Origin of the sequence: Rhizobium sp. Nf11,1 (genome assembly GCF_050587665.1) — a bacterium.
Classification (GTDB): Bacteria; Pseudomonadota; Alphaproteobacteria; order Rhizobiales; family Rhizobiaceae; genus Rhizobium.
In genome coordinates, this window is sequence record NZ_JBOBHU010000034.1 from 1 (window position 1) to 25704 (window position 25704).

Below are 25704 nucleotides of genomic sequence, written 5' to 3' on the forward strand. Positions count from 1 at the left end.
GGGGACATATGAGCAAAGGTGCTTGTCACTGAGAGAGGTTCCCTCGCTCCTCTCAAAATTGCATGAGGATGATATGGAGCTGTGGATCACGAATTATCTAGGAGGCAGCCGGCAATGGCGATAGCCGATATCCTGGCATGAACGCGTCTTCGTCCGAACCCAGAGGACTCACGACGGTATTCCTATTCCAGTTGGCTTGCGTCGAGAATTTGAGAAGATTGGATTGAAAACCGGCGTTCCCTTCAACCTGATACCAACGAATCCTCAGTAATCAACAAATGCAATTTTCAGCAGTCAGTGAGTGTCAAATTCTCCGGCAGACGGTGACGAAGCCAGCAAGGATTTTGTATATTCATGCTGCGGGTCGTTAAAAATCTCGTCCGTCGACCCAGCTTCAACGAATTGGCCCTTGTTCATAACAGCGACCTTATGGGCGACAAGCCGGACCAGCGGAAGATCGTGTGAAATGAAGATGTAGGCCAGTCCTCGGCGCTCTTGGAGGCTCATCAACACCTTGATCACTTGGGCCTGAACCGAGACATCCAGAGCAGACACAGGCTCATCTAGGATCAAAATTTTCGGTTCGAGCGCGAGTGCGCGTGCGATCGCGACACGCTGTCGTTGGCCACCAGACATTTGATTTGGATAGTAGCTTACGAAGTGTCGCGGCAAATTCACTTCAGCCAGAAGTGCTTCAATCCGTTCGCGTCTTGAAGATTTCTCGACTACGCCAGAATGCACATGCCAAGGTTCCGAGATCAGTTGTGCAACATTACGACGCGGATGAAGCGACGCGTAGGGATCCTGAAAGACCATCTGCAAAAACCGCCGTTGCCGCTGCATCTCGGCGTGCCTGAGCTTCAGCAGGTCTTTGCCTTGGTAGAGCACCGCTCCGCTGTCAGCCTCGACCAATCTTAGAAGCGTCCTTGCCAGGGTTGATTTCCCGGAGCCGGATTCTCCCACAACCGCTAGACACTCGCCAGGCTGCAAGGAGAAGCTTATGTCGTCAACCGCCACGATGGGACCGGGCTTTCCTCCTCGGCCCCCGAATGTCTTTCGTAGCCGCTGGACATCTAGCAGTGGAGCGTCTCTATTCAACTCGACATTGCTCATCGCTAACTCCTAGTTCGTCACGACAATTGATGGGGTGGCATGGCCAGCGCTGTCGCCGCCAGAGGAAGAGTCCGTCACGAATGCATCCGGAATGGGCTCAAGATCGCGCCACGTGCGAACCCGTGCGGGATGCGCAGCAAGAAGCGCCTTCGTGTAGGGATGTTTCGGGAAACGGAAAATTTCCTCGGTCGGTCCCTCTTCCACGATCTGTCCAGCGTACATCACCACAATGCGCGTCGATACCATTCTGGCGACCGCAAGGTCGTGAGTTACGAAAATGAGACCCATACCCGTTTCGGATTGCAGACTTTTGATCAGGCGAAGGATGCCAGCCTGCACTGTAACATCAAGTGCGGTGGTGGGCTCGTCTGCTATCAGGATCTTCGGCTTGAGCCCGATCGCCATGGCAATGCAGATACGCTGGCGCATGCCTCCCGAGAACTGATGCGGATAATCATTGTAACGCTCAGACGCCCGCCGGATCCCGACTTGCTCCATGATCTGGATAGCACGCGCCTTCCCTTGCGAATGCGACATGCCCAAACGGACCGTAAAGGTCTCGCTCAACTGAGAGCCAATCGAATATACCGGGTTCAGGCCATCCAAGGCGTCCTGGAACACCATGCCGATGCCGAGTCCCCGGATATCTCGCAAATCATGTTCCGACCTACCGACGATTTCAGCTCCGCCGAACTTGATGCTGCCGCGGACGACACCAGGCGCGTCGACCAGCCCCAAAAGTGAACGGCCAAGGACGGTCTTCCCCGAGCCACTCGCACCGACGACGGCTATCGCCTCGCCCATGTCCATTGCAAGGTTGACACCTCGAACAGCATCGACTTTTCCAAATCCGCTCTCGAACGTGATTCTAAGATCGGAGATCTCAAGAAGCTTACTCATGCTTTCGCAACCTCCTTCTTTTTTGCGCGGAAGAACAGGGTGCTTTGTGCCGGATCTTCAACAGCTCGCAACCAATTGGACAGGATGTTCGCCGAAAGCGCTGTCAAAACAATGACGATACCTGGGAACACCGCTACAAACCAAGCGGATTTCAAATAAGCTCGACCATCAGAGACCATCATCCCCCAGTCGACATCGGGCCGTTGCAAACCGATTCCCAGGAATGTCAGGCTTGCGGCAGACAAGATCACTGCTGAAACCTCAAGCATGGCAAGCGTCCGGATTGTGGGGAAGACCAATGGAGCGATATCGCGGGTGATAATCCGCCAGTTCGAGGCCCCAATTGCCTTTGATACCTCCACGAACATGCGTTCGCGCACTTCCATCGTCTGGGTCCGGCTTGTCCGAAGGTAAACAGGGATGCGCGTGATACCGAGCACGATAATGAGGTTGAAGATACTCGGCTGCAGGATGAACAGCACCACAAGCGCCATCAGCAGCGACGGAATGGTGTGAATGATATCGGCAAGTCTCAAAAGGATGTTGTCGACCCAGCCACCGAAATAGCCGGAGATCACCCCGATCGTGTAACCGATCGCTGCAGAAATGCTGACTGCGAAGATCGCAATCAAGACGGATGTTCGAGCTCCCACGATCAGCTGCAGCATGATTGGCCGGCCGAGACTGTCCGCCCCGAGGAAAAACTCAAATCCCTTGTCCCACCGGAAAGGCGCGTAGAACCTCATGGCGATCGTCTGGTGATTTGCTTGATCCACGACCAACGGCGCTACGATAAACGCCAGGATGACGACGAAAATCAACCAGAATGCCGAAACAACGGCAAGCGGGGAAGACGTAAACATCTGCCACTTCGGAGAAGCTCTCCAGCGACTGATTTTGGTATTGGCGATAGTGGAGGTGGACTGCAAGACGGTTCTCCCCTCAGTTCAGTCTGATGCGAGGATCGACAATCGAGCAAATGATGTCGATAAGCAGGTTCAATAGGATAATTGACACGCCAACAACGACAACGCTTGCCTCAAGAACGGGATAGTCGCGGTTGAGAATGGCGCCGACAATCAGTCGCCCTATCCCTGGGAAGGCGAACACAACGCTAACGATAACAGCACCGTTCACCATTCCTGCTGCGATATCCCCCGCTACGGAGATGATCGGGAGCGCGGCGTTTCTCAGCGCGTGCCTGAAGACAACACGTCTTGCGCTGAACCCTCGGGCCCTGGCGTTGCGGACGTAACCCGAGGACAATACGTCGATCATCGCGCCACGGACAACCTGGGTTAAAACCCCGATAGGCCCGATGCTGACGGTTGCAATTGGAAGCACCCACGAAAGCCAACTGTTGCTACCAGACGTCGGGAGAATCCGGAGTTGAACAGCGAAGATCAGAATCCCAACAAGCGCAAACCAGAAATGCGGCATGCTGCTCGTCATCAGCGAGAGGATCGTAATAGTTCGGTCAACCGTTCTGAAACGGAAAACAGCAGCAAGGGAACCAAGGAGCAAGGCGACCAGAATTGAGATAGTCATTGCAATCGACGCCAGAAGAAGTGTCATCGGCATTTCGCTGAGAGCGGCTTCCATGGCAGGACGCTGTTGCCATATGGAGGTCCCGAAGTCGCCCTTCGCGACGTTCAGAAGAAAAATGCCGAACTGCTGCACCAAGGGCTTATCAAGGCCGTAGGCTTTGTTGAATGCCTCAATTTGCGCCGGCTCCGCACCCTCCGGAAAGAAAAGGTCAATTGGAGAGCCAGTCAGCCGCGACATGAAAAACACCACCACGACTACGCCAAGTAGTGTGATGAACCCGGACAGCAGCCGCCGCCCAAGATAAGTATACATGATTCACTCCTCCGATGCAGGAGCCGGGTTCGGCTCCAGCAAAGTCAAATTAAGGCTAGTCCTTCAGCCGAACGTCGGCGATCCTGATCTCAAGTCCGGAAAGCGGGTTGGCTTTGTATTCGACCCCGTCGCCCAGCATGATCAACCGGATCTGCTCCGCAATTCCTATAAACCCAGCTTCCTTGTAAAGAATTTCCGAGGCTTTGCGATAAAGCTCGGCTCGCTTGTCTCCTGAGGCGACTTCTGCTTCGGCGATGAGCTTATCGATCTCAGGATTGCAGATGGCTGAGTTGATCCCTTTGCAAGTGATATACTTCGGGAAGCTGAAGCTCGCGTCCCCGGAAGTGTTATCATGCGAAATCATCTGCAGCGTCGGCGGTTGCTCCGGTGGGAACGGCTGACGGAGGAACTCGCGCCAGGCCGTGTTTTCCATGCTTCTGATATTCACCTTCAGGCCAACTTCCTTCAGGTTTTGCGCAATCGCCTGAACGAGTTCACCCCCATCTGGAAGAATGTCGGGACGTGTTATGATATCGAACGGCGTATCTACCGGATGCCCATCAGCTTTGGCGGCGGCAATCAGTTCCTTCGCCTTCGCCGGATCGTATTTCATAGCGAATTTCGCGTCGTAGTCAGGAATGTATGCGTTCACCTGAGGTCCGAGCATCTGGTAGTACGGCGCGCCGGTAACGCCCAAAATCGCTGGCACAATGGTGTCACGGTCCACTGCATAAGACAGCGCTTGTCTGACGCGCGCATCTTTGAAAGGCTCCTTGAACGTCATGGGACGCATGACAAAGATGCGGTTATCCTTGAAGGTAACTGTTCGGCCGTCATCCGTGGCGTCCTGAGCCTGGATGCTCAACGCAATCTGCGCTTCGCCGGTCTCTACCATGCTAGCCCGGACGGTTGCCTCTTTGCGGACTATATAAGTTACGTCTTTGATCTGCGGAGCTGTTCCCCAGTACCCGTCGAAACGGGTCAGCTTCACAGCGTCGCCTTGCTTTCTGCTGACGAACTTGTATGGACCGGTGCCAACCGGGTTGAGGACTTTCGCTGGCTTGCTCTGACTTGCAAGGTCACCGATGTCTATATAGGAGAGACGGAGTGGCAGGATCGGATCAACGACCGAGGTCGTCACCTTGAGCGTCACGTCGTCGACCGCTTCTGCCTTGACGGGATCAGGTATCTGGCCGCTGTTGAGGCATGCGAGCCCCGGGTAATTTGGTCCGCCCTGGGTCCGCATAATATTTGCGGCGGCAGCTGCAGCATTGAAATCCGTGCCGTCGTGGAACTTCACGCCCTTTTTCAGCTTGAACTCCCACTCCTTATCGCTTGTCTGTTTCCAGGATTCCGCGAGCAGCGGCTCGATCTTTCCGTTAACCGGACTTACATGCGTAAGCGATTCAAACACGTTCCCGCGAACGACGTTCGCATTTTGCGCCGGCTGCGTATCGCAGGGGTCGAGCGAATCCAGTTCGACCGCGAGAACGACTGTTATGGCTTTATCTGAACCCGCAGCCCATGCTGGCAATGCGGCCATCATAGTGGCTACGCTCGCCACGCTTATCATCGACGAAAGAAAACCCCGCATCATTAATCCTCCCTGGAGTTGCGGTGCGCCACCGCGGTGGCGGTCATGTTTATTCCCATGGCTCACACCTTGGGAGTGAATATGTCCTTCTGAGAAAGGGCATTCAGGAGCGGGCGGCCTTCGCGATATCGCGAAATATTGTCCAAGATCATGTTGATGGAGCGCCGGCGCTTATCCGGTAGACCTGGGGTCATGTGAGGTGTGATCAACACGTTTGGCTGGTCCCACAATGGGGAATCCGTCGGCAACGGCTCCTTAGAGAATACGTCCAGCCCAGCGCCTGCGATCTCGCCGCTCTCAAGCGCTGCGATCAAAGCAACCTCGTCAATAACTGGCCCGCGCGCCATGTTGATGATCAACGCCGAGTTTTTCATCTTCGAAAACTGGGGCGCTGAAAACATATGGTAGGTGACGTCCGTAAGCTGGGTTGCCAACATAATCACGTCAGACTGCTCGATGAGGGGGGCGATTGTTTCCCCGCGCTCGGAACACAACATCAGATCGACGTTCTTCGGTGCCTCAACCACGCTCCGGTTGTACGCAATCACGCGCATCTGAAAGGCCTTGCCCAACGCAGCCATCTCGACGCCGGTCTGGCCATAGCCAACAATCCCCAGCGTCTTGCCGGCAAGGCCGAGTTTGTTCTCGTAGTTTGGGATTGCTCGCCAAGCATGTTCGGCCTGCTTCGCGATCAGTTGTTTCGCATCATAGGTCAGAGCGAGCGCAAAATAGAAAGCGTGCTGAGCCAGTGCAGCTGCCGATCTTCCGGCGGAGCCGGTGACAGTAAGGCCCTTCTCGAACACTTCAGGACGCGCGGATTTGGTAAGCCCGGAATGGTCACAGTGGACCCACTTAAGCTTCGGGGCCGAAATGAAACGATCGTCAAGGTCTCCGGCAATGATCGCGACGTCGGCTTCCTGAAGGGCAGCCGAAATAGCTTCTACGTCACCAACTGCGCACCAGGTGAAACGCGCGGGGGCAACCGCTTCCCGCAACTCGTCTAGTTCCGCGCGGTCATAAGGAACTGTTGCCAGGACGGACAATATCTCCCGGCGACCCGTCGAGCCCACTGTTGGCATAGACTTTATCATTCTTACAAAACCTCCACACTCCCGCGCCAAGCCCAAAAAGTCTGGCCACCTTCATCCGTGACATTACCTGTCTAACAAAAAAATGCAAGTAGAAACAAGTTGAGGCGAGACAGCCTGTGCCATTACCAATCGCATTCTCAAAAAGCCCGTTATAGCGGCCGGAGAAAAAACAACGGGGCGCGAGGCTATCTTGAAGCAAAAGGTGAGCCGGTCGGCTGCCCGGCTCACGTCTGATGTTTTCGATAGCGCAATGACAGCGCATATTCGCGCCGTCACGCGGTCATTTTTCCGTGGGGGTAAGCCTCAATCGGGCCTGACGCCGGAGCCTGGTCTGGAAGTAGACGCACTCCGACGCCGTATCCTGCTCATACGCCCGACCATCGTTGGCGGGCATCTCGCCGACGTTGCGCCGGCTTGGATATTTGCCGATCTCTTCTTCGATAAGTTCGACACCAAGGCCAGGCGCGGTTGGAACCGGCAGGTAGCCGTCGACCGCCTTCAGTACGGGGTTGACAACCTGGTAGCGTCCGGGCCAGTCGATCTCCACCCGCTCAAGCATAAGCGCATTCGGAATAGTTGCCATCACGTGGAGAGCGGCGAACTCCGCAACCGGACCGAGCGAACCCGAATGAGGCGCTACGCTGATATAGTGAGCCTCGGCCATCGCAGCGATCTTTCTCATTTGGGTAATGCCGCCGGCTCGACCTGTGTCGGGCTGAATGACGTCGACCAATTCGCGCTCAATGTAGGGTCGCGAACCCCAGATGTTGCTTACGCGCTCGCCCGCGGCCAACGGGATATTGACCGAATCACGAACGCGCTGGAGCGCATCGAGGTTTTCCGGAGCAACCGGATCTTCTAAGAAAAGAAGGCCGAGCGGTTCGAGCTCCCGCCCTACGGTGATTGCGTCCTGCGCCGTCATCCAGGATGGACCGTGCGCGTCCACCATGACGTCAACGCCAGAGCCTACCGCTTCGCGGACGGCCGCGACCTTGTCGAATTCTACCGCGCCAGTGAAGCCGACCTTCACTGCCTTGTATCCCCGGTCGAGAAGTTCACGCGCGCGGTCTGGCGTCTTCGCATGACCATAGACCTGGATCTTGTCTCGGAAACGCCCTCCGAGCAGATTCCAGATCGGCTGGCCCAGCACTTTTCCCTTTATATCCCATAGCGCCATCTCGATACCCGTCAGCGCACCGCCGCCGACGGTGCCCAGCATCCCGTGGCCCATCGAACCGACGAACAAACGATGCCAGAGGCGATCGATATCTCGGGGGTCTTCACCGATAAGTATTGTGCGGTAGTCGAGGACAGCAGTCTCTACCACCCGAGGCCAGCCTGAGCACTCGCCGATGCCTGAAACACCTTCATCCGTTTCAATTTTCACGAACAACCAGTTCCGCGAGCCACGAAAATCTGCCTCACCGGCAACGCCTGTTGGCGACGCTCCCGGCAAACCCGGGCGGGGGCCCACCTGCATCAGGTAGGTCTTCACATCAGTGATTTTCATGGGATATCCTTTTACCTCCGGAAAAATTGTGGGTCGTGCGAGCGGCTTCCTCGGCCAATTGAGCTTCGGCACCTTCCGTCGCGGGAAGGCGACACAGAATGCGGACCTTTAGCCGGCCGCGAGATTTCATTAGGGTCTGAAGATCTCCACCTCGCTTCAGCTCGTAGTACAGCTATTGACAGGAGTCAACAGGATTAGGCATATTCGGGACGCGGGCGAGCCCTTTCGGAGCCCTCAAGAACGAACCGGATCATCTCAAGTTGTGAAGTTTTGTAGAATGTCGTATATCAGATGTCGTTGCGACCAGCGAGGCCTTGGGTCGAGGTTCGAAAATTGTCGATAGCAAGTATGAAGCAAGAAGCAGTCGCAGATGAGCAGGGTTGAGGTGGAACACATGAATGATATTGGCGTGCAATATCCCGTAAGGGACGGAACTGCGCCCGACAGGCTCAGCGACGTCGTCTATGACGGTATTGTTGGCCTGATCGCCCGCGGCGACCTCATTATAAACAGTAGGTTGCCATCGGAAACAGATCTCTCGTCACGATTCGCGGTATCTCGAACCGTGGTGCGTGAGGCGCTTGGCCGTCTACGGGAAGACGGAGTGATTGTATCCCGACAAGGTTCTGGGTCCTATGTAACCCGGCAGCCCGATATGGCGGTTCTGCGCTTTTCACAGGTCAGTTCACTAGCGGATGTTCAACGTTGCTTCGAATTTAGAGCAGGTCATGAGGCGGCCGCCGCTTCCTTGGCGGCGGAAAGATGGCAAGAGGAAGATCTCCAGCGGCTAAAGGATTCACTGGAGCTGTTGGAGAAATGTCTCAAGAACGGCACTGTCGGGATTGAGGAAGACCGACGTTTCCATGAGGCAGTTGCTCAGGCTACCCGGAACCAGTACTATATTTCCATTCAAATATCCATGGCGTCCCATATCGCGACTGGGATGAACATCACACGTCAGTTAAGTCTTATGCGCACTCCTGAGCGTCTTCGCGCGGTTCAGCTCGAACACGACGCAATCTTCGAGGCAATCCAACGACGCGACCAAAACGGCGCTGGCGCGGCAATGCAGCGCCATATCCTAAACGCGCGCCAGCGAATGTTCGAAGGAGTTTAGTTGGTGTCACCTGATGAAGAATGCGACGCTGATGCAGCCCCTGCATCAGAAGGTCGGGTTGTGCCCGTTTATTCCGACAAAGTGGTGGCTATTTTCGGCGGCTCTGGGAGAGTCGGAAAAAAGCTGAGAGCTGCATTGCATGGGAAAGTAAGATCGATCCGCATCCTCGACCTCCTAGCTCCAGATGATGCCCGCGCAAACGAGACTTGGTCTGCGGTCGACATTTGTGATTTCAACTCGACGGTAGATGCTCTGAAGGGTGTCGACGCGATTGTTCATCTCGCGGGATTTCCAGGTGAACGACCTATCGAAGACATTGTCCGCGTCAATGTTCTGGGTACCCACAACATTTATGAGGCCGCGCGGCAGCTGAGAATTTCAAGAGTTGTCCTCGGGTCAAGCAACCACGTGACGGGGTTCTTCGCCCGGGATCAGCGGGTATCACCCGACGGCCCCATGCGGCCTGACAGCCTCTATGGTCTCGGGAAATGTTGGAACGAGTTGGAAGCGGGCCTCTACTTCCAAAAGTACGGGATCGAAAGCTTTATAATTCGGATCGCCAACGCAACAATGGAGCCTGAAGACAGCAGAAGTGATCAGCGGAGCCGGGCTACGTGGGTTAGCGCTCGCGACTTGGCTCAGTTGGTGATGATAGGGCTGGAGAGCCCTGGGGTCGATTGCACGACCGTGTACGGAGTGTCACGAAGTCCGTTGATGTGGTGGGATAACACGATAGCATTCAAGCTCGGTTATAATCCCTTGGATCGAGGCCTGGATCATACGGCACCAGTCGAGGACACCCCTTCAACGGTGAAAAACCGTCATATCTCCGATCACTTTCAGGGCGGACGATTTTGCGCCATCGACCATGATGGCGTCCTCAGAGAACGTCTGTCAGACGCTGATTAGTGTTTCATCCGCGCGTCGTGTCGGGTGGCGTGAAGCCGATCGTTGCAAGGTCTAACTTTTTCCGACACCAATCAACAGGACTATGGTTTGGTAACTATTCGCAGCGGACCGTTCGAAGCTTCGTTTTCTGTAATGGCAGGCGGGCGCCTATTACAACTGATGCACAGGGCCTATGGTGACGTGCTTGTCCCGATGGATGAACACCCCTATGACGAGCACGATTGGCCTAAAGCCGGCGCCTTTCCCCTCTTCCCGTATCACGGTCGTCTGAAAAATGCTGCTGTCGTTACAGAGCAGCAATCTTTCCAGCTTCGAGGAAATCCGTACCGTGGTGGGGATGCGATGCATGGTCCCGCGCAACGGCGACCATGGAGGATAGACAGCCACTCCTCTTGTACCCTGTCGATCAGCCTCGAATACGAAGCAGACGAGGAGTGGCCCTATGACTTCAAAGCTCATCAGCATTTTTCGATCAGCGATCGGTGCCTGGACGTTGGCCTAAGCCTCGTGAATACATCGGATCGCCCCTCCCCGGGCGGGATCGGTTGGCATCCCTACTTTGCTATTGCGTCCGGCGTTCCGCTATCCTGCGATGCCCAACAATGTTGGACCCTCCCACCTGCGGGATCGGGAGACAGTCCGGCCGCTACACCGCTTGAGAGCACTTCTTTCGGCGTTGATCCCCAGAGCAAACAGCTTTCAAATTGGTCGCGAGCGTCCTTCCTGACCTCAATGGGATTGGTGTCGCTCTTCAGAAAGTCTGCCCTTGAATATCTGGTTCTGCACCGCACGGCGACGTACGCGTGTCTGGAGCCAGTATCTCATCTCAGCGGCGCGTTCTCCTTGCCGAGGGATCTGCGCCCCACTGCGGGCATTAGGGAGTTAGCCCCCGGAGAGACGATGCTTGGTAGCATTTCCATTCTGGTTGGACCTTGAACCTTGACGGAAATGACGGACAATTTCATGGGCGAACAAAGGCTTCAGCTATGATGTTAGAAAATGCGGGGGCCGATAACAGTCGCAGTTCATCCCACACACCACGAATCGTGTCGGCGCGGGTGGTTCCGGTCGCCGGCCAGGACAGCATGCTGCTTAATCTCAGCGGAGCGCATGGACCGTTCTTCACACGAAATATCGTGATCATCGAAGACGATTCCGGCCATACCGGCATCGGTGAGGTTCCCGGTGGCGAAGCGATCCGCAGGACGCTGGAGGAAGCCGCACCGCTTCTCATCGGGCAATCGATCGGGAGCTATAACGCACTGCTTGAGAAGGTCCGTACGACGTTCAGCGAGCGTGACAGCGGCGGCCGCGGCCTGCAGACATTCGACCTGCGCATTACGATCCATGTCGTAACGGCGCTGGAGTCTGCTCTCCTGGACCTGCTTGGCCAACATCTGGGCGTGCCGGTCGCCGCCCTGCTTGGCGACGGCCAGCAGCGCAATCGGGTCGAAATGCTCGGCTATTTGTTTTATGTCGGCGACCGCAGCAAAACGGACCTTCCCTATCGTGACGGCAAACATGAAACCGATGCCTGGTCGCGACTGCGAGATGAAGAGGCGCTCACTCCCGAAGCGATCGTTCGTCTCGCCGAGGCGGCGCACGATCGCTACGGTTTTCGCGACTTCAAACTCAAAGGTGGCGTCCTGCGTGGCGAGGAGGAAATCGAAGCCGTGACGGCCATCGCTCGTCGCTTCCCGGAAGCGCGTGTGACACTCGACCCGAACGGTGCGTGGTCACTGGAAGAGGCAATTCGGCTTTGCAAAGGGCGCGGTGATGTGCTGGCTTACGCGGAAGACCCGTGCGGCGCCGAACAAGGTTATTCCGGCCGTGAAATCATGGCTGAATTCCGACGCGCAACCGGCTTGCCGACTGCAACCAATATGGTGGCGACTGATTGGCGTCAGCTTTCGCACGCCATCCAGCTGCAATCCGTCGATATTCCGCTTGCCGACCCGCATTTCTGGACCATGCAAGGCTCGGTGAGCGTTGCGCAAATCTGCCAGAATTTCAACATGACTTGGGGTTCCCATTCCAACAACCATTTTGACATTTCGCTTGCAATGTTCACCCATGTGGGCGCCGCAGCCCCCGGCCGCGTCACCGCCCTGGACACCCACTGGATCTGGCAAGACGGGCAGCGACTGACAAAGGAGCCGCTCAAGATCGAAGACGGTCACATCGCGGTACCAGACCGGCCGGGCCTCGGCGTCGAACTGGACATGGGACAAGTTGAGCAGGCTCACCACCTTTACCTGACGCATGGGCTCGGCGCACGCGACGACGCGATCGCCATGCAATACCTGATCAAGGACTGGCGGTTCGACAATAGGCGGCCATGCTTGCTCAGACCGTGAAGGGGCGTTTTACAGATATTGACGGAGTTACGCGACCCGAGCTCCGCTCCAGTTCGCACTATTGCTCTCAGAGATCACGAAATGGCGAACTTGCTGCTTCAGGCTATCGGCCTCATTCGCGAGGGTCACCGCGGACGCAGTGGTCTCCTCGACCATTGCAGCATTCTGCTGCGTAACAAGATCAAGAGCAGCTACCGACCCATTGATCGCTGATAGCTTCGTCGACTGATCTCGAGCTGCGTCCGCTATTAGTTTAATTTGAGAATTGACTACGCCGATCTTGCCCTCGATCTCCGTCAGATGCGCCCCAGTCTTGTGAACCAGCGCAACACCGCTGGCGATATCCCTGGTCGACGTATTTATGAGATCACTGATGCTTTTGGCAGCATCTGAGGATCGCTGTGCCAAATCTCGCACCTCTTGTGCTACAACTGCGAAACCCTTTCCAGCCTCACCCGCCCGTGCGGCTTCGACGCCCGCGTTGAGAGCGAGGAGATTGGTCTGGAATGCGATTTGCTCGATGACGTCAATGATCTGAATGATCTTGGAAGAAGATCGCTCCATTCGTTCCATTGCCGCGACAGCATCCGTCACAACGGCTGCTGATTGCTGCGCACTCGCATGGGTGTGTGCCGTCGCAGTGACAGCGGTCTCGCAAAGGTCGAGCAGACCGCTTATCAATGACGTGATCTCGTCAACGGAAGCGGCTACCTCTTCCAATGTTGCTGCCTGGTGTTCGGTCCGGTGAGCTAAATTTTTCGACGCCGCGCCAAGATCCGCAGATCCAGCATACATCGTGTCGGCGCTGCGCGCTAACGCGACTATGGTAGTTTCAAGCTGATCCAACGATCGATTAAAGTCGTCTCGCAGGTCATCGACGGATCCTACAAATGGTTCCTTCAATCGTATTGTGAGTTTTCCATCTGCCAAGCTTTGCAGGCCAGCAGCTAATGCTGATACGGCTTTCTGGAGCTCTTGTGCAGATTTTTCCTTTTCCTGGTCATTTCGAAGCCGTTCCACTTCGATCTCATCCGCGACTACCCTGGCGCGCTCGGCCATGTGTGCCTTCTCGATGGCGCTTTGCCTAAAAGCCTCCAGGGCGCGTGCCATGCTGCCTATCTCGTCTTTCCTTTCAAGCGTCGGAATACGAAAGTCTCTCTCGCCGCCGTTAAGGAGTTCCATCAAGCTCGCTAGCGAAACAAGCGGTTTCGTAAATTTTGACGAAGCCCAAAAACCGATTGCTCCCACGATGATAAGGACAACCATCGTTGCGAAAAATGCCCAGCGCGCAAGTTCATCAGCTGAAGCTAGCATCTTGCTCTCGCTCTGCCCTATGACAAGCAGATGCCGTTCGCCAAAAAGCTGAATCGGCCGAAACGAATAAAACATCCGTTGTCCGTTACTGGTCGCGAACATCGAACCAGAGGACCCTGTCTTTGCCGCTGACAGCAGCGGGGTGGAGACAGCGCCCCCGCCTGTGAGACCGGCGCGAACTTCTCCGTCTTCTGACAGGATAAACGCTTCATCCACTGACGAAGCATCCGACTCGAGAAGTGCTGTTAATTTTTGCGCTGCAATTCGAATGATAACCGTACCCCGTCGCTCGGTGCGTCCGTATACGGAGACTGTTAGAGGCTTGGCGACAAAAGCCGATATCGTGCTGTCTTCCGAGGGAGCGTTGATGAACCCGGTTCGGGTGATCGTCGCACCCTCTTGCTTCTCAACGCCCGTATAAAAACCCGCGATCGCAGCGTTAACCGGGTCAGCGATGTTCGTATTGAACTCATCGCCTTTTGTGACCGTGTAGACGATCAGCCCCTCCCGATCGACAATGTAGATATCACTCACGTCTGCGTTTTTTCTGGCGGCCGCCAGCACGCCATGGATACCGCTATAGCGGACCGAGTAGATCAGCTTCTGATCGGCACCATCATAGGATGCCCTCTCTTCGATCGACTTCGACTTATCCTGGAAGACCCTCGCGACTGCGTCCTTGTAGGGTGTGAGAAATGCCGCAGCGTTGTTGGCCATATCCCCTATGGCTGTATTTTGGCTGATCTCGCCTAGAGCCTGGTCAATGCGATTTCCGTAGGCGGCCAGCGCCTTCCCCCGCGTCGTCACTAACGCGTCGAGCCGGAGATTACTGGCTTCGATCAGTCCACGTTTTCCAATCTGATAACTCAACAGGCTCACTGCAATACATGAGAGGAGCGCGCAGCCAATGACGATCAGAGCGAATTTCACTCTTACCGACGATAGGAGGGTCGAGAACCCCTGTGGCAAAGCACTTGACAGAGCGTGTGGCATCATCCCCTCCAACATGTCCGACATATGGTGATTTCACCCACAAATCGTCGAAAGCTGTTAAGATAGGGTTTCAATCATCGTGTTTTTGATAGAATACGCTCTTATCTGTCCAGATATGTAGCTACTTGTAATTTCTTCAAACAACTTTATGGTTTTGGGCGAAGGCAGCGAAGGCTCGTGCGAGGAGCACCACGAGACTGACGCGTGCTGAGGGACGTCTTGAGGAGGAGAGTACTATGCACGATGAAATGTCGAAGATCACACGCCGTACCTTTATGGCCGGGGTGAGCGGGGCCGCCGCCTTGTCGATTGTGGGGCGACATGCCCAGGCCGCCCAAGCGAAAGAAGCGCCCCAGCTTGCAGCGCTGGTGAAGGATGGAAAGCTTCCCCCACTGGCCGACCGCCTTCCGCAAAATCCCATGGTCGTGAAACCGTGGGAAAAGATTGGCAGATACGGCGGCACGCTTCGGCGCGGTCTGCGTGGGTCGTCCGACCACAACGGAATTCTGCGGATGGTTGGCAATCAGAGTCTTGTGCGATGGAATCTCGATTTCACACAAGTCCAGCCGAACCTGGCGGAGAGATGGGAGGTCAGCCCTGATGCGAAGCAATTCACCTTCTATCTTCTGAAGGGTGTTAAATGGTCGGACGGCCATCCGTTCACCGCCGATGACGTGGTGTTCGCCATTGAGGACGTCGTCAAGAACAAGGAACTCTACAGCTCAACCCCTGCGCAAATGTCGGTCGCTGGCAAGCCTGTGACTGTTGACAAGATCGACGACTACACCGTCAGATTTACTTTTGCAGCAGCGAACGCGCTTTACCTTGAAACCCTTGCCACTCCGCTTGGCCAGCATCCGACGTTATTTGCCAAGCATTACTGCAGCAAATTCCTGCCGAAATACAATCAGAACCTCGACGCGGACGTTAAGGCGGCGGGCGTGTCGAGCTGGACGGATCTCTTCCGAGCGAAATGCGGTGATATCGAGATACCATCGCGTTGGAGCAATGTCGAACGACCAACTCTTGATCCCTGGATTGTCAAAGAACCCTATTCTGGTGGCTCGACACGCGTCTTGATGGTGCGAAACCCGTATTTCTGGCAGGTAGACACGGAAGGTAATCAGCTTCCCTATATCGATGAAATCAACTTCGGCATTTCGCAGGACGTCGAATCTCTGATGCTGAACGTTATCTCCGGCAAGATTGATATCCAGGAACGACACATCAATGTCTTGGCAAACAAGCCAACCCTCTCGCAGAATATGAAAAAGGGCGACTATCGTCTCATGACGCTAGAGCCCTCCTCGGCGCAGCAGTGCCAGATCTATCTGAACATGACCCACAAGGATCCGGCGATGCGAAAGATATTCGCCGACAAGTCGTTCCGGCAGGCGCTGTCGCACGGTATCAACCGCCAGGAAATCATCGACATCGTCTATTTTGGTCAGAGTGAGCCCTATCAGACGGGCCCGCGTCCGGGTCATCCTTGGCACTATGAGAGGCTTTCCCGGCAGTTTACGGAGTTCGACCCGGAAAAGGCCAATGTACTGCTCGACCAGATTGGCCTTAACAAGAAGAATGCCAACGGTATCCGCCTTCGGCCAGATGGTCAGCCGGTCTTCTTTGCCATCGATGTTATTCCAACGCTCAATCCCGATCTTGTGGATGCGCTAGAACTGGTGAAGGCGCATTGGGCGGCGATTGGCATCGATATCAAGGTAAACACGATGGAGCGGGCTCTCTACTACACGCGTGGCGACGATAACGCGCACGATGCGCAGGTTTGGTCAGGAGCGGGAGGGCTGGACCCAATGCTGGACCCGCGCGACTACTTTGCTTTCCATCCTCAAGGATCGCGTTACGCCATCCCGTGGACACTCTGGTACACATCGAACGGCGCCAAGGGCGAAGAGCCGCCGGAAAGCCAGAAGATGCGAATGAAGCTATTTGATGAGGCGCGAGCGACCGCTGATCTTGACAAGCGCGGTGCGATCATGAGGCAGATTTTCGACCTGTGCGCGGATAGTTTCGAGACGATCGGCGTTTGCCTTGCCGTTGGAAGCTTCGGCATTATCCGCAACAATCTCCGCAACGTTCCAGAAAAGCAGCCTGACAGCTGGTCGTGGCCGAATCCCGGTCCGGCCCTGCCGCAGCAATTCACGTTTACGAGCTGATTTGCCTTGAACGTGCCGCCGTCCTGATCGGCGGCGGCACCCCTCCAGTCCCATTGCATGAATGCTGAAGCGACCGCCATCGGCGTCGCATCGGCGTGCCGTGCAATCCGAATTGCGAGCTTTCCATGCTAAAATTCGTCGTTAAACGCCTACTGTGGATGATCCCGTCTCTGTTTGCGGTGAGCTTCCTGGCCTTCGTCCTGATCCAGCTTCCGCCGGGCGACTTCGTCACCACCTATATCGCCACGCTGGCCTCTTCCAACGAAGTCATCGACCAGAACACCGCAGCCCAGCTACGCGAGCGTTTCGGCCTCGATCAGCCGATGATCGTGCAATACCTCAAATGGATCTGGGGTATCATCAGCCGTAGTGATTTCGGCATTTCGTTCGAATGGCAGCAGCCGGTTTCGGGCCTGATCTGGGAGCGCATGGCGCTGACCCTCGTGCTGGCGCTTGTGAGCCTGATCGCCACTTGGGCTCTGGCGCTGCCTATCGGCGTCTATTCCGCCGTGAAGAAGTACTCGATCGGCGACTACACCTTCACGGCCTTCACCTTCTTCGGCCTGTCCATCCCGTCCTTCCTGCTGGCGCTGGTGCTGATGTACGTGGCGGCGGTCGAATTCGGCGCGGATGTCGGCGGTCTCTTCTCTCCGGAATACGAGGCCGCCTCCTGGAGCCTCGCGAAGATGTACGACCTGCTGACGCATCTCTGGCTGCCGGTTGCGATCCTTGCGATCTCGTCCACCGCAAGCCTGATCCGCGTCATGCGCGCCAATATGCTCGACGAGCTGCCGAAGCCCTACGTAACGACGGCGCGCGCCAAAGGACTGTCCGAATTCCGGCTGCTGATCAAATATCCGCTGCGCATCGCGCTCAACCCGTTCATCTCGACGATTGCCTGGCTGTTGCCCAACCTGATCTCCGGTTCCGTCGTCGTCGCGATCGTCCTCAACCTGCCCACCGCCGCGCCGCTGCTCCTGCAGTCGCTGATGGCGCAGGACATGTATCTCGCCGGCGCCTTCGTGTTGTTGATCTGTGCGCTCACCCTGATCGGTTCGCTGATCAGCGACATCCTGCTTGCGCTGGTCGATCCGCGCATTCGGCTCGAATAGGAGGACACCCGATGGTCGATGTCTCCACCACCAATATCCGGCCGGACCGCGCGGCGGTCGCTTCCCAATGGCAGCTCATCTGGTGGGCTTTCAAGCGCCACAAGCTTGCCATGGCGGCAATGGTCGTCACGATCTGCATGTACATCGTCGCGCTCGTCCCGGGCTTCTTTGCGATCAACGATCCCATCCAGCAGAATGCACGCTCGACCTTCTATCCGCCGCAGCGCGTGCATCTGATCGACACCACCAACGGCTTCGAAATCGGTCTGCATTACTACCCGATGAAGCTCAGCCGTGATCCAGAAACGCTTGCCGCCATCTACAAGGAGGATACGAGCCAGAAGAAGGTGCCGATCCAGCTTTTCGGACGCGGATATACCTATTCCGTTCTCGGCCTCTTCGAGAGCAACATCCATCTTCTCGCCACCACCGATCCATCGAAGCCGCTTTATCTGTTCGGTGCCGATCGTCTTGGTCGCGATGTGTACAGCCGCACGGTCCAGGGCGCCCAGATATCGCTCTCGATCGGTCTGGTCGGCGTCTTCATGTCGTTGCTGCTCGGCATCGTTCTCGGCGGCATCTCCGGCTATTACGGAGGCAGGATTGATTTCGTCATGCAGCGCGTCATCGATTTCGTGCTGTCGCTGCCGACCATTCCGATCTGGCTTGCGCTGGCGGCCGCCCTGCCCCAGGGCTGGCCGGCGACGGTGCAATACATGATGATCACCATCATCCTGTCGTTTACCGGCTGGGCGCAGCTTGCCCGCGTGGTGCGCGGCCGCTTCCTGTCGCTGCGCACGGAGGAGTTCGTGGCCGCGGCCCGTCTCGACGGGGTGCCGGAAGGGCGCATCATCTTCCGTCATATGCTGCCGAGCTTCTCCAGCCATATCATCGCGTCGATGACATTGGCCGTGCCGGCGATGATTCTGGCGGAAACCTCCCTCTCGTTCCTCGGCCTCGGTCTGCAGCCGCCGACGATCTCCTGGGGCGTGCTGCTGCGTGAAGCGCAGAACATCCGCTCCATCGCAACCGCTCCCTGGCTCTTCATGCCGGGGCTGGCGGTCGTCGTTGCCGTCATGGCGCTCAACCTTTTCGGCGACGGCCTGCGCGACGCGGCCGATCCCTACAACAAGTGAGGCGTCGATGACCGACATCCTGTCCATCGCCCCCCGTTCTTCGATTGCGCTGGGCAAGCCGCTGCTTGAAGTCAGGAACCTGGTGACGGAGTTTCCGCTCCGCACCGGCGTCTTCAGGGCCGTCAACGATCTCTCCTTCTCGATCGAACCCGGCAAGACACTGTGCGTGGTCGGTGAGAGCGGCTCGGGGAAATCCGTCACCGCTCGCTCCATCCTGCAGATCATCGACTCGCCTGGTCAGATCGCCTCGGGATCGATTTTACTGCATCGCCCGGACGGCACTTCGCTCGACCTTGCCAAGCTCGACCCGCGCAGCCGTGCGATCCGCTCGGTGCGTGGCCGCGACATCGCGATGATCTTCCAGGAGCCGATGTCGTCGCTGTCGCCAGTACACACGGTCGGCGACCAGATTACCGAAGTGCTGCGCCTGCATCTGAACATGAGCAAGGCGCAGGCAAGGACGGAGGCTGTCTCGCTGCTGCGGCAGGTGGAGATACCCAATCCCGAACAAGCGCTGGATCGCTACGCCTTCCAGTATTCCGGTGGCATGCGTCAGCGCGCCATGATCGCCATGGCGCTCGCCTGCAAACCGCAGCTGCTGATCGCCGACGAGCCGACCACGGCGCTCGACGTCACGACCCAGGCTGAGATTCTCGACCTGATCAAACGGCTGCAGCAATCGACCGGCATGGCCGTGCTGTTCATCACTCACGACATGGGCGTCGTTGCCCAGATCGCCGACGACGTGCTGGTGATGCATCACGGCGTAGCCAAGGAATACGGACCGGTGGAGCAGATCTTCCATGCGCCGCAGGATCCCTATACGCGCATGCTGATCGGTTCGGTGCTGAAGCTGGAGCAGAAGGCCGAGATTCGGCTGGCCCGGCCGCCGCTCGACACTTCCGCCGAACCCATCCTGGACATCCGCAATCTCTCGATGCATTTCGGCGACATGAAGGCGCTGAACGACGTCTCGATCGCGCTGCTTCCCGGCGAAACGCTCGGCATCGTGGGAGAGAGCGGCTCCGGCAAGACGACGATGGGCCGCTCGATCATGCGGCTCTACGATCCGACGGGCGGCGAGATGATCTATCGCCGCGCCGACGGCAAGGTCGTCGATCTGGCAAAACTCGAGGGTGCGGAGCTTAAGGCCGCGCGGCGCGAACTGCGCATGGTCTTCCAGGACCCGTTCGGCTCGCTCAACCCGCGCATGACAGTCGCGCAGGTGATCGGCGAACCGCTGCTGGTCAACGGCGTCGCCCGCGGCAGGGAGCTCGACGAGCGGGTCTGCCACCTGATGGATCAGGTCGGCCTCGATCCGGCCGGGCGCGAACGTTACCCGCACGCGTTCTCGGGCGGCCAGCGCCAGCGCATCGGCATCGCCCGGGCGATCACGCTCAACCCGCGCATCATCGTGGCTGACGAGGCGACCTCGGCGCTCGACGTTTCCGTGCGCTTCCAGGTGCTCGATCTTCTGATGCGGCTGCAGGACGAACTCGGCCTCGCCTATATCTTCATCAGCCATGACATCGGTGTCATTCGCTACATGTGCGACCGGGTGGGTGTCATGTATCGCGGCAAGCTCGTCGAAATGGGTGAGGCGGACAAGGTCTGCAACGCGCCGGACCACCCCTATACCCAGGCGCTCATCTCGGCCATTCCCCGCCCGGATCCCCGCGACCGCGATCGCTCGAGACGGTTCCGTTACGCTGCAGGACAAAACCTCAGGTCATAGCATTGGTTCGACCCGAGCAAGCGAGTTTGGGTTTCTCTGGTGGCCCTTGCCAGACGTGATTTACCACACGAGCACTGCTCGTCGATAGGGTCCGACGTCGTAAGGGCCACGCCACATCATTAGACAACTTCATTGGAACAGTACAAAAAAACGCCGATCGTCACGACCACCTCGTCCAGATGCCAGATATCCTTTCGTGACGGCTTCTTTCTGCGCAGTCGCTTTGCGTAGGTCGCACCGAATTTGCGGGCCCATCGCCGGATCGTTTCGTAGGACACGACTATGCCGCGCTCCAGCAGCATTTCTTCCACCAGCCGCAGGCTTAACGGAAACCGGAAATACAGCCAGACGGCACGGGCGATGATCTGCGGTGGGAAACGGTGGTTCTTATAGCTGATGGTCGGCGTGCTCATCACGTCCGATTATCCGTCAACCGTTAAGCCATGGACAACGTGACAGCTCCATCACTGCCTGTTTGCTCTCTGTGGCGAGGCGGTCTGCGGACATTCGCCGTGAAACGTATTCGGAGCGGGTTTCTCCAATCAGGACCGAGCACCCGCCGGCATCAATGAAAGGAGCCATTACGTCATGGAAATCCAATGTATCGAATGCTGGCAGAAACACAGCCCTCGCATCGCGCTGAATTCTCTCACTCACTCGCCATCTCCTCATTTGCTTCGATTTACTCAAGGCTGCCGGACATACCGTGGTGCTTCGACCAACCTCAAATGCTTGATGCGTTTGCACTGCAGAAGCGGTTATGGCTCACCGCCCTTGCATCAAGACACTGATCGCAGCTGCATGGAGATCCTTGTTCGCGGAAGCGATGATGCGGCCTCCATTTTCAGGCCGCGAGCCGTCAAATGTCGTTACCACGCCTCCCGCCGCCTCTATGAGTGGGATTAACGGAACGATATCATAGGGCTGCAGGCTGTATTCCACGCAGATGTCGATGTGGCCCGCCGCCAACATGGCGAAAGCGTAGCACTCGCCGCCGTACCGGGTCATTTTGACGGAGTCATCCAGTATATCAAACCGTACGTCAGGGTTCCTGCGAACGCCTTCAGGCGAGTTGGTATGCAACGCGGCATCCGATAGCTGCGCGCACGCACTTGTCCTCAGGCTGGCTGTGGCGTTGCCAGTCTTGAGCCAGCTCTCCCCCCTGTGAGCCCAAAATCTCTCTCTGGTGATCGGTTGGCTCATCATGCCGGCAGTCGCTCGTCCTTGTTCGCAAAAGCCGATCAAAGTCCCCCACACTGGAATTCCAAGCAGGTAAGGACGTGTACCGTCGATCGGATCGAGGACCCATTGGCAAACACCTGATCCGGTGATCCCATATTCCTCACCGATAATGCTGTGATCAGGGAATTCCGCGGAGATCAACGCCCGCATTGCCAATTCGGCCTCTCGATCCGCTTCCGTCACTGGATCAAAGCGATATCCCGCTTTCGGTTTTGTCGAGGTCTCAAGCGTTTGCCGGAATCGGGCGGCCGTCTCCCGATCAGCGGCGTCGGCCAGTCTGTGCAAAAAGTCTGCTGTGGGAAGTTTCATCGGTCATTCCTGTCATCGTTGAGCGCTCGTCGCTAAGACAGCCGCTGCCTACATTGGTCGGTGTCGGATGGGCGTGCATCGGCATCGCCCTCAGAACCGGCGGTGTGTATTATGCAGTCCGAGTTCCGATACGCAGGCTGATCGCTGACGCTGCCGAACCTCGCGCAGAATGCGACGTCAGTTCGCAATCCACCCGTTGAATGATCATTAGCGAATGGCTTGGGCAAACATAGCCTTGTGCCTCAGCTCAGCCGGACGTTGTACCCGGCATGAGCGTTAGCCGCCAATTTAGGTGCCGTTTCGTAGGTCGGCGAGCTTTTCAAAACTTATGTCGATGTGGTCGAAGTGCGCCGTCGAACCTTCTCCCGTGGGCGATTGAACGCCAAATCCAATTTTGATCGGACGGTCGCGAACGCCGGGAATGGCGAACCAGCGTAGAAATTGCCAAAATTTGCCGTCCTCCGAAAAATGGAATGCGATAGTATCCCCATCGCAGTAGACGCGTAGCCAAACAGCTTCGCCATGGTAATTCGGACCGTCACAATCGTCTGAGGTGGTCCTCGTAACGACGCTTACGATTGTTGGCTTCTTGGCAGCCGAGTATTCAAACGCCAACTTTGCCCAATTGTCGTCATCGACCTGCAGAAAAATTGCGCCTGCGTCGTAGGGCGCCGCGAACTCTCGACAGAGACCCTTGCAGTGACCGCAAATGTTTCTTCAGCGACTTCCGTAGCCAACGAAAGTACGTCGTTTTGCCGGAACCTATCTGCGGGATGATGAAACCAATCGGTCTTTGCACTGGCAGTCAGCGTCAAACTCCTGTCGCCGACTACTGCCGTCCCATGCTTTCCGCCCCTAATCTGCAATCTATTTAAGTTCATGTATGACTTCCGCTCTTTATGAAAAGGGCTGCTGTGTTCTGAAAGACGATCGGAAAACTGACCGAGAACGCCGACGCCCCGTCCTGAGAAGCACCAACAAGACCAAATAAAATCATATGGACTTCCTCGGGGCCAATTTCGCAATGCCGTGAAACCTGACGCGATGTGACGTTCACCCCGAGCCTGCTGCGAATGAAAAGCGGATCTGCCAACGGGAACTGCCTCGTCGGAAATGGCATCATGACCTGCAAGCGCGTTAGTTGGCGCGGCAGCCAACGGGATTTGGCGTTCTCTGCGGCTGCATCCTCCGATCAGAAATTGAGGTTCGCCCAACGGTCGCTGCTTTTCATGACCACCGTGACGGGTTGATGCCGTTGAATGGGACAACTACCTTTCGGCAGCTGCCACGACTTCTATATCCGATAGATTCTTACGGCGTTGTCGTGGAACAGCGCAATTCGTTCGTCTTGAGAATAACTGGCAGTTATGGATTTGAAGCTGTCCATAATCTTGTCGTAGCTGCCGAACAGCTTGTCGACCGGGAAATTCGAAGCGAACATGCATCTGTCAACGCCGAAAGCCGCGATCGCCTCCTCCACGTAAGGCCTGATACTATCCACCGTCCACGTCCAATCTCCCATGCCGAGACCGGAGATTTTGCATGCAACATTGGGCGCCTGGGCCAGCATGTGCATTCCCTTTCTCCATCCTTCGAAATGGCTGGGACCATCCACCTGCATTCCGGTGTGATTGAGAATGATCTGCACGTCGGGAAAATCCCGGGCAAGTTCAAGGAATTCTTCCATCTGCCAGTAGTAGAGTTGAAGGTCGAAGCTGAGGCCCCGCCGTGCCAGTTCCTTGAAGCCTCGGCGCCAGTCCGGCGTCCGACTGACTTCCGGTTCGGTCAGATAGGTTTTCGCGGGATCATGATGGAAATTCATCGACTGTCGGATGCCGCGAAAATTCGGATATGACATGTGCTCGTCCAAAAGGTCGCCGACGTCGGGTTTGCGTAAGTCGGCGTATCCGACAATCCCGTGCGGGAAGCCATGCTTGTCGGCCACGCTCTGCAGCCACCGCGTCTCGCCGGCCGGATCCTTCGGATCATAGCCAACGTCGAGATGGACCGCCTTCACGAGGTTCTGGTTCTTCGCATCGGCGAGGAAGTCCTCGATAAGGTATGTCTTGTTGATCGCAGCATAGTCGCCGAACGCGGATGGCTTCACGCCATCAGACAGCCACGGATAGTAGTTGTTCTCAAGATCCCAGAGGTGGAAATGCGGATCGATGATCGGTAGGTCGTCCATGATTGCTGCCCCTGAATATGGCCACGCTTGGGAGGACGCCGGAGATGATCGCCGGCGCCCGATTCCAAATTAGTTCGCCGGCGGAAAAACGCGCGCTATGACGGCCTTTGCTTCCGGCGTATCGACCTTATCCGCTGTGACAAGCGGCATGACGAGAGCGAGGTCCTTTTTGACCGGGGCGCCGGAGATAGCATTGAAGACCTGCTGGGTCCCGTCTATTCCCTGTCCGACAGCTTCTTGGAAGAAAATGCCTTGAATGGCGTTCGATTTCAAAAGCCTAATTGTCGTCGGGCTGCCGTCCGCAACTGCGATGCCGACCTTGCCAGTCAGTCCCCGCGTTTGTAGAACTTTAGCCGCACCCGTCCCGGCTTCGTCGTACATGCCGTAGATCGCCTTGATGTCCGGGTGTGCAGTGAGCATGTCGTTGGCCTGGGTGACGGCTTCGTTCACGGTAAGCCCCCTCGTCTCCAGCATCTGCGCCAGATCGCACCCGCTTGCCTTGAAAGCTTCTTCCGCTCCCTTCAGATACTTCTGGGCATTCTCCCGGTCCTGGGGCAGCGACAACATGCCGACCTGATTGCCGCCGCGGTCCTTGGCAAGCTTGCAGACGAATTCTCCCTGCGCCTTGCCGGTCTCGTAATTGTTCGCCGTAACCGACGAGGTGTAGTCGGTCTGGCCGGGCTGCGGGCCGATGCCGGCGAAGGCGATCGGAATGTTTTGTGACTTCAGGTAGGCCAGAAGCGGCGGCGTGCTGGTCGAGCTGACAGGCCCGATCACGATCGCGTCGACCCCCTTCGTCACCGCCGTGCGAGCGTTGTCCATTTGTTTTGCAGGTGAGTTTTCAGACGTGTACTCGACATAGTCCATGCCGAGTTCCTTCGCCTTCTCCTTCACACCATATCCGACCCACTGCCAGTACGAGATGTCGAGTGACGGGGCGAGATAGGCCACCGTTTTCTTGTCCTGAGCCTGTGCCGCTGCTGAAAATGCCACGGTAGCAATGGCTGCACAGGCGGCGAGCCTGAGCCCTTGTTTGAGATTTTCCAT

20 protein-coding genes and 1 pseudogene are annotated in these 25704 nt (G+C 56.8%); 8 read left to right on the plus strand and 13 right to left on the minus strand.

Translation table 11 applies throughout. The annotated features are described in order from the left end of the window. Nucleotides 1-294: 294 nt before the first annotated feature. From ACQ7C1_RS29940 to ACQ7C1_RS29970, 7 genes are all read right to left on the minus strand, one after another. Entirely contained in the window at nucleotides 295-1113 is an 819-nt protein-coding gene (locus ACQ7C1_RS29940) for an ATP-binding cassette domain-containing protein (protein WP_430960936.1), read from the minus strand. A gap of 9 nt (nucleotides 1114-1122) precedes the next feature. After that, nucleotides 1123-2013 (minus strand): ABC transporter ATP-binding protein, encoded by an 891-nt coding sequence (locus tag ACQ7C1_RS29945; protein WP_430960937.1) that lies wholly within the window; start codon nucleotides 2011-2013, stop codon nucleotides 1123-1125. Next, complete coding sequence (locus ACQ7C1_RS29950; protein ID WP_430960938.1) at nucleotides 2010-2942, minus strand: ABC transporter permease; 933 nt, start codon at nucleotides 2940-2942, stop codon at nucleotides 2010-2012. The genes ACQ7C1_RS29945 and ACQ7C1_RS29950 overlap by 4 nt, the downstream gene beginning before the upstream one ends. 13 nt (nucleotides 2943-2955) lie before the next feature. Continuing rightward, the gene (locus ACQ7C1_RS29955; RefSeq protein WP_430960939.1) at nucleotides 2956-3873 is read right to left on the minus strand and encodes an ABC transporter permease; all 918 of its coding nucleotides are present in this window, start codon (nucleotides 3871-3873) and stop codon (nucleotides 2956-2958) included. Nucleotides 3874-3928: 55 nt separating this feature from the next. Continuing rightward, the gene (locus tag ACQ7C1_RS29960) at nucleotides 3929-5470 is read right to left on the minus strand and encodes an ABC transporter substrate-binding protein (protein ID WP_430960940.1); all 1542 of its coding nucleotides are present in this window, start codon (nucleotides 5468-5470) and stop codon (nucleotides 3929-3931) included. A gap of 59 nt (nucleotides 5471-5529) precedes the next feature. Further along, a complete protein-coding gene (locus ACQ7C1_RS29965) occupies nucleotides 5530-6546 on the minus strand; it encodes a D-2-hydroxyacid dehydrogenase (protein WP_430960941.1) in 1017 nt (338 codons plus the stop codon). Nucleotides 6547-6838: 292 nt separating this feature from the next. Next, complete coding sequence (locus ACQ7C1_RS29970; RefSeq protein ID WP_430960942.1) at nucleotides 6839-8068, minus strand: mandelate racemase/muconate lactonizing enzyme family protein; 1230 nt, start codon at nucleotides 8066-8068, stop codon at nucleotides 6839-6841. Nucleotides 8069-8462: 394 nt separating this feature from the next. Between ACQ7C1_RS29970 and ACQ7C1_RS29975 the strand changes: the two genes are divergently transcribed. Genes ACQ7C1_RS29975 through gudD form a run of 4 tightly spaced genes read left to right on the plus strand, consistent with a single transcriptional unit; the run spans nucleotide 8463 to nucleotide 12451 of the window. Continuing rightward, entirely contained in the window at nucleotides 8463-9185 is a 723-nt protein-coding gene (locus ACQ7C1_RS29975) for a FadR/GntR family transcriptional regulator (protein ID WP_430960943.1), read from the plus strand. A gap of 3 nt (nucleotides 9186-9188) precedes the next feature. Next, nucleotides 9189-10094 (plus strand): NAD-dependent epimerase/dehydratase family protein, encoded by a 906-nt coding sequence (locus ACQ7C1_RS29980; RefSeq protein ID WP_430960944.1) that lies wholly within the window; start codon nucleotides 9189-9191, stop codon nucleotides 10092-10094. Nucleotides 10095-10136: 42 nt separating this feature from the next. Further along, a complete protein-coding gene (locus tag ACQ7C1_RS29985) occupies nucleotides 10137-11030 on the plus strand; it encodes a hypothetical protein (protein WP_430960945.1) in 894 nt (297 codons plus the stop codon). 53 nt (nucleotides 11031-11083) lie between these two features. Next, complete coding sequence (gene gudD / locus ACQ7C1_RS29990) at nucleotides 11084-12451, plus strand: glucarate dehydratase (protein WP_430960963.1); 1368 nt, start codon at nucleotides 11084-11086, stop codon at nucleotides 12449-12451. Between the two features lie 27 nt (nucleotides 12452-12478). On the opposite strand, the gene ACQ7C1_RS29995 is transcribed toward gudD, so the two are convergent. Beyond that, nucleotides 12479-14695, minus strand: a complete 2217-nt coding sequence (locus ACQ7C1_RS29995; RefSeq protein ID WP_430960946.1) for a methyl-accepting chemotaxis protein — start codon at nucleotides 14693-14695, stop codon at nucleotides 12479-12481. Between the two features lie 299 nt (nucleotides 14696-14994). Here ACQ7C1_RS29995 and ACQ7C1_RS30000 point away from each other — a divergent pair, with 299 nt between their 5' ends. The 4 genes from ACQ7C1_RS30000 to ACQ7C1_RS30015 all read left to right on the plus strand — a co-directional run bounded on the left by ACQ7C1_RS30000 (nucleotide 14995) and on the right by ACQ7C1_RS30015 (nucleotide 20918). Further along, nucleotides 14995-16935, plus strand: a complete 1941-nt coding sequence (locus tag ACQ7C1_RS30000) for an ABC transporter substrate-binding protein (protein ID WP_430960947.1) — start codon at nucleotides 14995-14997, stop codon at nucleotides 16933-16935. 125 nt (nucleotides 16936-17060) lie between these two features. Next, a complete protein-coding gene (locus tag ACQ7C1_RS30005) occupies nucleotides 17061-18047 on the plus strand; it encodes an ABC transporter permease (RefSeq protein WP_430960948.1) in 987 nt (328 codons plus the stop codon). Between the two features lie 11 nt (nucleotides 18048-18058). Further along, a complete protein-coding gene (locus ACQ7C1_RS30010) occupies nucleotides 18059-19183 on the plus strand; it encodes an ABC transporter permease (RefSeq protein WP_430960949.1) in 1125 nt (374 codons plus the stop codon). 7 nt (nucleotides 19184-19190) lie between these two features. Then, nucleotides 19191-20918 carry an ABC transporter ATP-binding protein gene (locus ACQ7C1_RS30015; protein WP_430960950.1) on the plus strand — a complete coding sequence of 576 codons (1728 nt, stop codon included), beginning with the start codon at nucleotides 19191-19193 and terminating at the stop codon, nucleotides 20916-20918. A gap of 152 nt (nucleotides 20919-21070) precedes the next feature. Here ACQ7C1_RS30015 and ACQ7C1_RS30020 read toward each other — a convergent pair. The 5 genes and pseudogenes from ACQ7C1_RS30020 to ACQ7C1_RS30040 form a co-directional block, all read right to left on the minus strand. Further along, a pseudogene (locus ACQ7C1_RS30020) lies at nucleotides 21071-21344 on the minus strand (IS6 family transposase); the annotation flags it as partial. 339 nt (nucleotides 21345-21683) lie between these two features. Continuing rightward, nucleotides 21684-22469 (minus strand): histidinol-phosphatase, encoded by a 786-nt coding sequence (hisN, locus tag ACQ7C1_RS30025; RefSeq protein ID WP_430960951.1) that lies wholly within the window; start codon nucleotides 22467-22469, stop codon nucleotides 21684-21686. A 288-nt stretch (nucleotides 22470-22757) separates the two neighbouring features. Next, nucleotides 22758-23180 carry a DUF1349 domain-containing protein gene (locus ACQ7C1_RS30030; RefSeq protein ID WP_430960964.1) on the minus strand — a complete coding sequence of 141 codons (423 nt, stop codon included), beginning with the start codon at nucleotides 23178-23180 and terminating at the stop codon, nucleotides 22758-22760. A gap of 583 nt (nucleotides 23181-23763) precedes the next feature. Further along, nucleotides 23764-24657: an amidohydrolase family protein gene (locus tag ACQ7C1_RS30035; RefSeq protein ID WP_430960952.1), complete on the minus strand. Its 894-nt coding sequence runs from the start codon at nucleotides 24655-24657 to the stop codon at nucleotides 23764-23766. Nucleotides 24658-24726: 69 nt separating this feature from the next. Further along, entirely contained in the window at nucleotides 24727-25704 is a 978-nt protein-coding gene (locus ACQ7C1_RS30040; protein ID WP_430960953.1) for a substrate-binding domain-containing protein, read from the minus strand.

What these genes read in the sequence shown, in the direction of transcription:
- ACQ7C1_RS29940 (WP_430960936.1), bottom strand. Translation starts at nt 1,113, where the DNA reads ATGAGCAATGTCGAGTTGAATAGAGACGCTCCACTGCTAGATGTCCAG.
- ACQ7C1_RS29945 (WP_430960937.1), bottom strand. Translation starts at nt 2,013, where the DNA reads ATGAGTAAGCTTCTTGAGATCTCCGATCTTAGAATCACGTTCGAGAGC.
- ACQ7C1_RS29955 (WP_430960939.1), bottom strand. Translation starts at nt 3,873, where the DNA reads ATGTATACTTATCTTGGGCGGCGGCTGCTGTCCGGGTTCATCACACTA.
- ACQ7C1_RS29960 (WP_430960940.1), bottom strand. Translation starts at nt 5,470, where the DNA reads ATGATGCGGGGTTTTCTTTCGTCGATGATAAGCGTGGCGAGCGTAGCC.
- ACQ7C1_RS29965 (WP_430960941.1), bottom strand. Translation starts at nt 6,546, where the DNA reads ATGCCAACAGTGGGCTCGACGGGTCGCCGGGAGATATTGTCCGTCCTG.
- ACQ7C1_RS29970 (WP_430960942.1), bottom strand. Translation starts at nt 8,068, where the DNA reads ATGAAAATCACTGATGTGAAGACCTACCTGATGCAGGTGGGCCCCCGC.
- ACQ7C1_RS29975 (WP_430960943.1), top strand. Translation starts at nt 8,463, where the DNA reads ATGAATGATATTGGCGTGCAATATCCCGTAAGGGACGGAACTGCGCCC.
- gudD (WP_430960963.1), top strand. Translation starts at nt 11,084, where the DNA reads ATGTTAGAAAATGCGGGGGCCGATAACAGTCGCAGTTCATCCCACACA.
- ACQ7C1_RS30000 (WP_430960947.1), top strand. Translation starts at nt 14,995, where the DNA reads ATGCACGATGAAATGTCGAAGATCACACGCCGTACCTTTATGGCCGGG.
- ACQ7C1_RS30005 (WP_430960948.1), top strand. Translation starts at nt 17,061, where the DNA reads ATGCTAAAATTCGTCGTTAAACGCCTACTGTGGATGATCCCGTCTCTG.
- ACQ7C1_RS30010 (WP_430960949.1), top strand. Translation starts at nt 18,059, where the DNA reads ATGGTCGATGTCTCCACCACCAATATCCGGCCGGACCGCGCGGCGGTC.
- ACQ7C1_RS30015 (WP_430960950.1), top strand. Translation starts at nt 19,191, where the DNA reads ATGACCGACATCCTGTCCATCGCCCCCCGTTCTTCGATTGCGCTGGGC.
- hisN (WP_430960951.1), bottom strand. Translation starts at nt 22,469, where the DNA reads ATGAAACTTCCCACAGCAGACTTTTTGCACAGACTGGCCGACGCCGCT.
- ACQ7C1_RS30035 (WP_430960952.1), bottom strand. Translation starts at nt 24,657, where the DNA reads ATGGACGACCTACCGATCATCGATCCGCATTTCCACCTCTGGGATCTT.
- ACQ7C1_RS30040 (WP_430960953.1), bottom strand. Translation starts at nt 25,704, where the DNA reads ATGGAAAATCTCAAACAAGGGCTCAGGCTCGCCGCCTGTGCAGCCATT.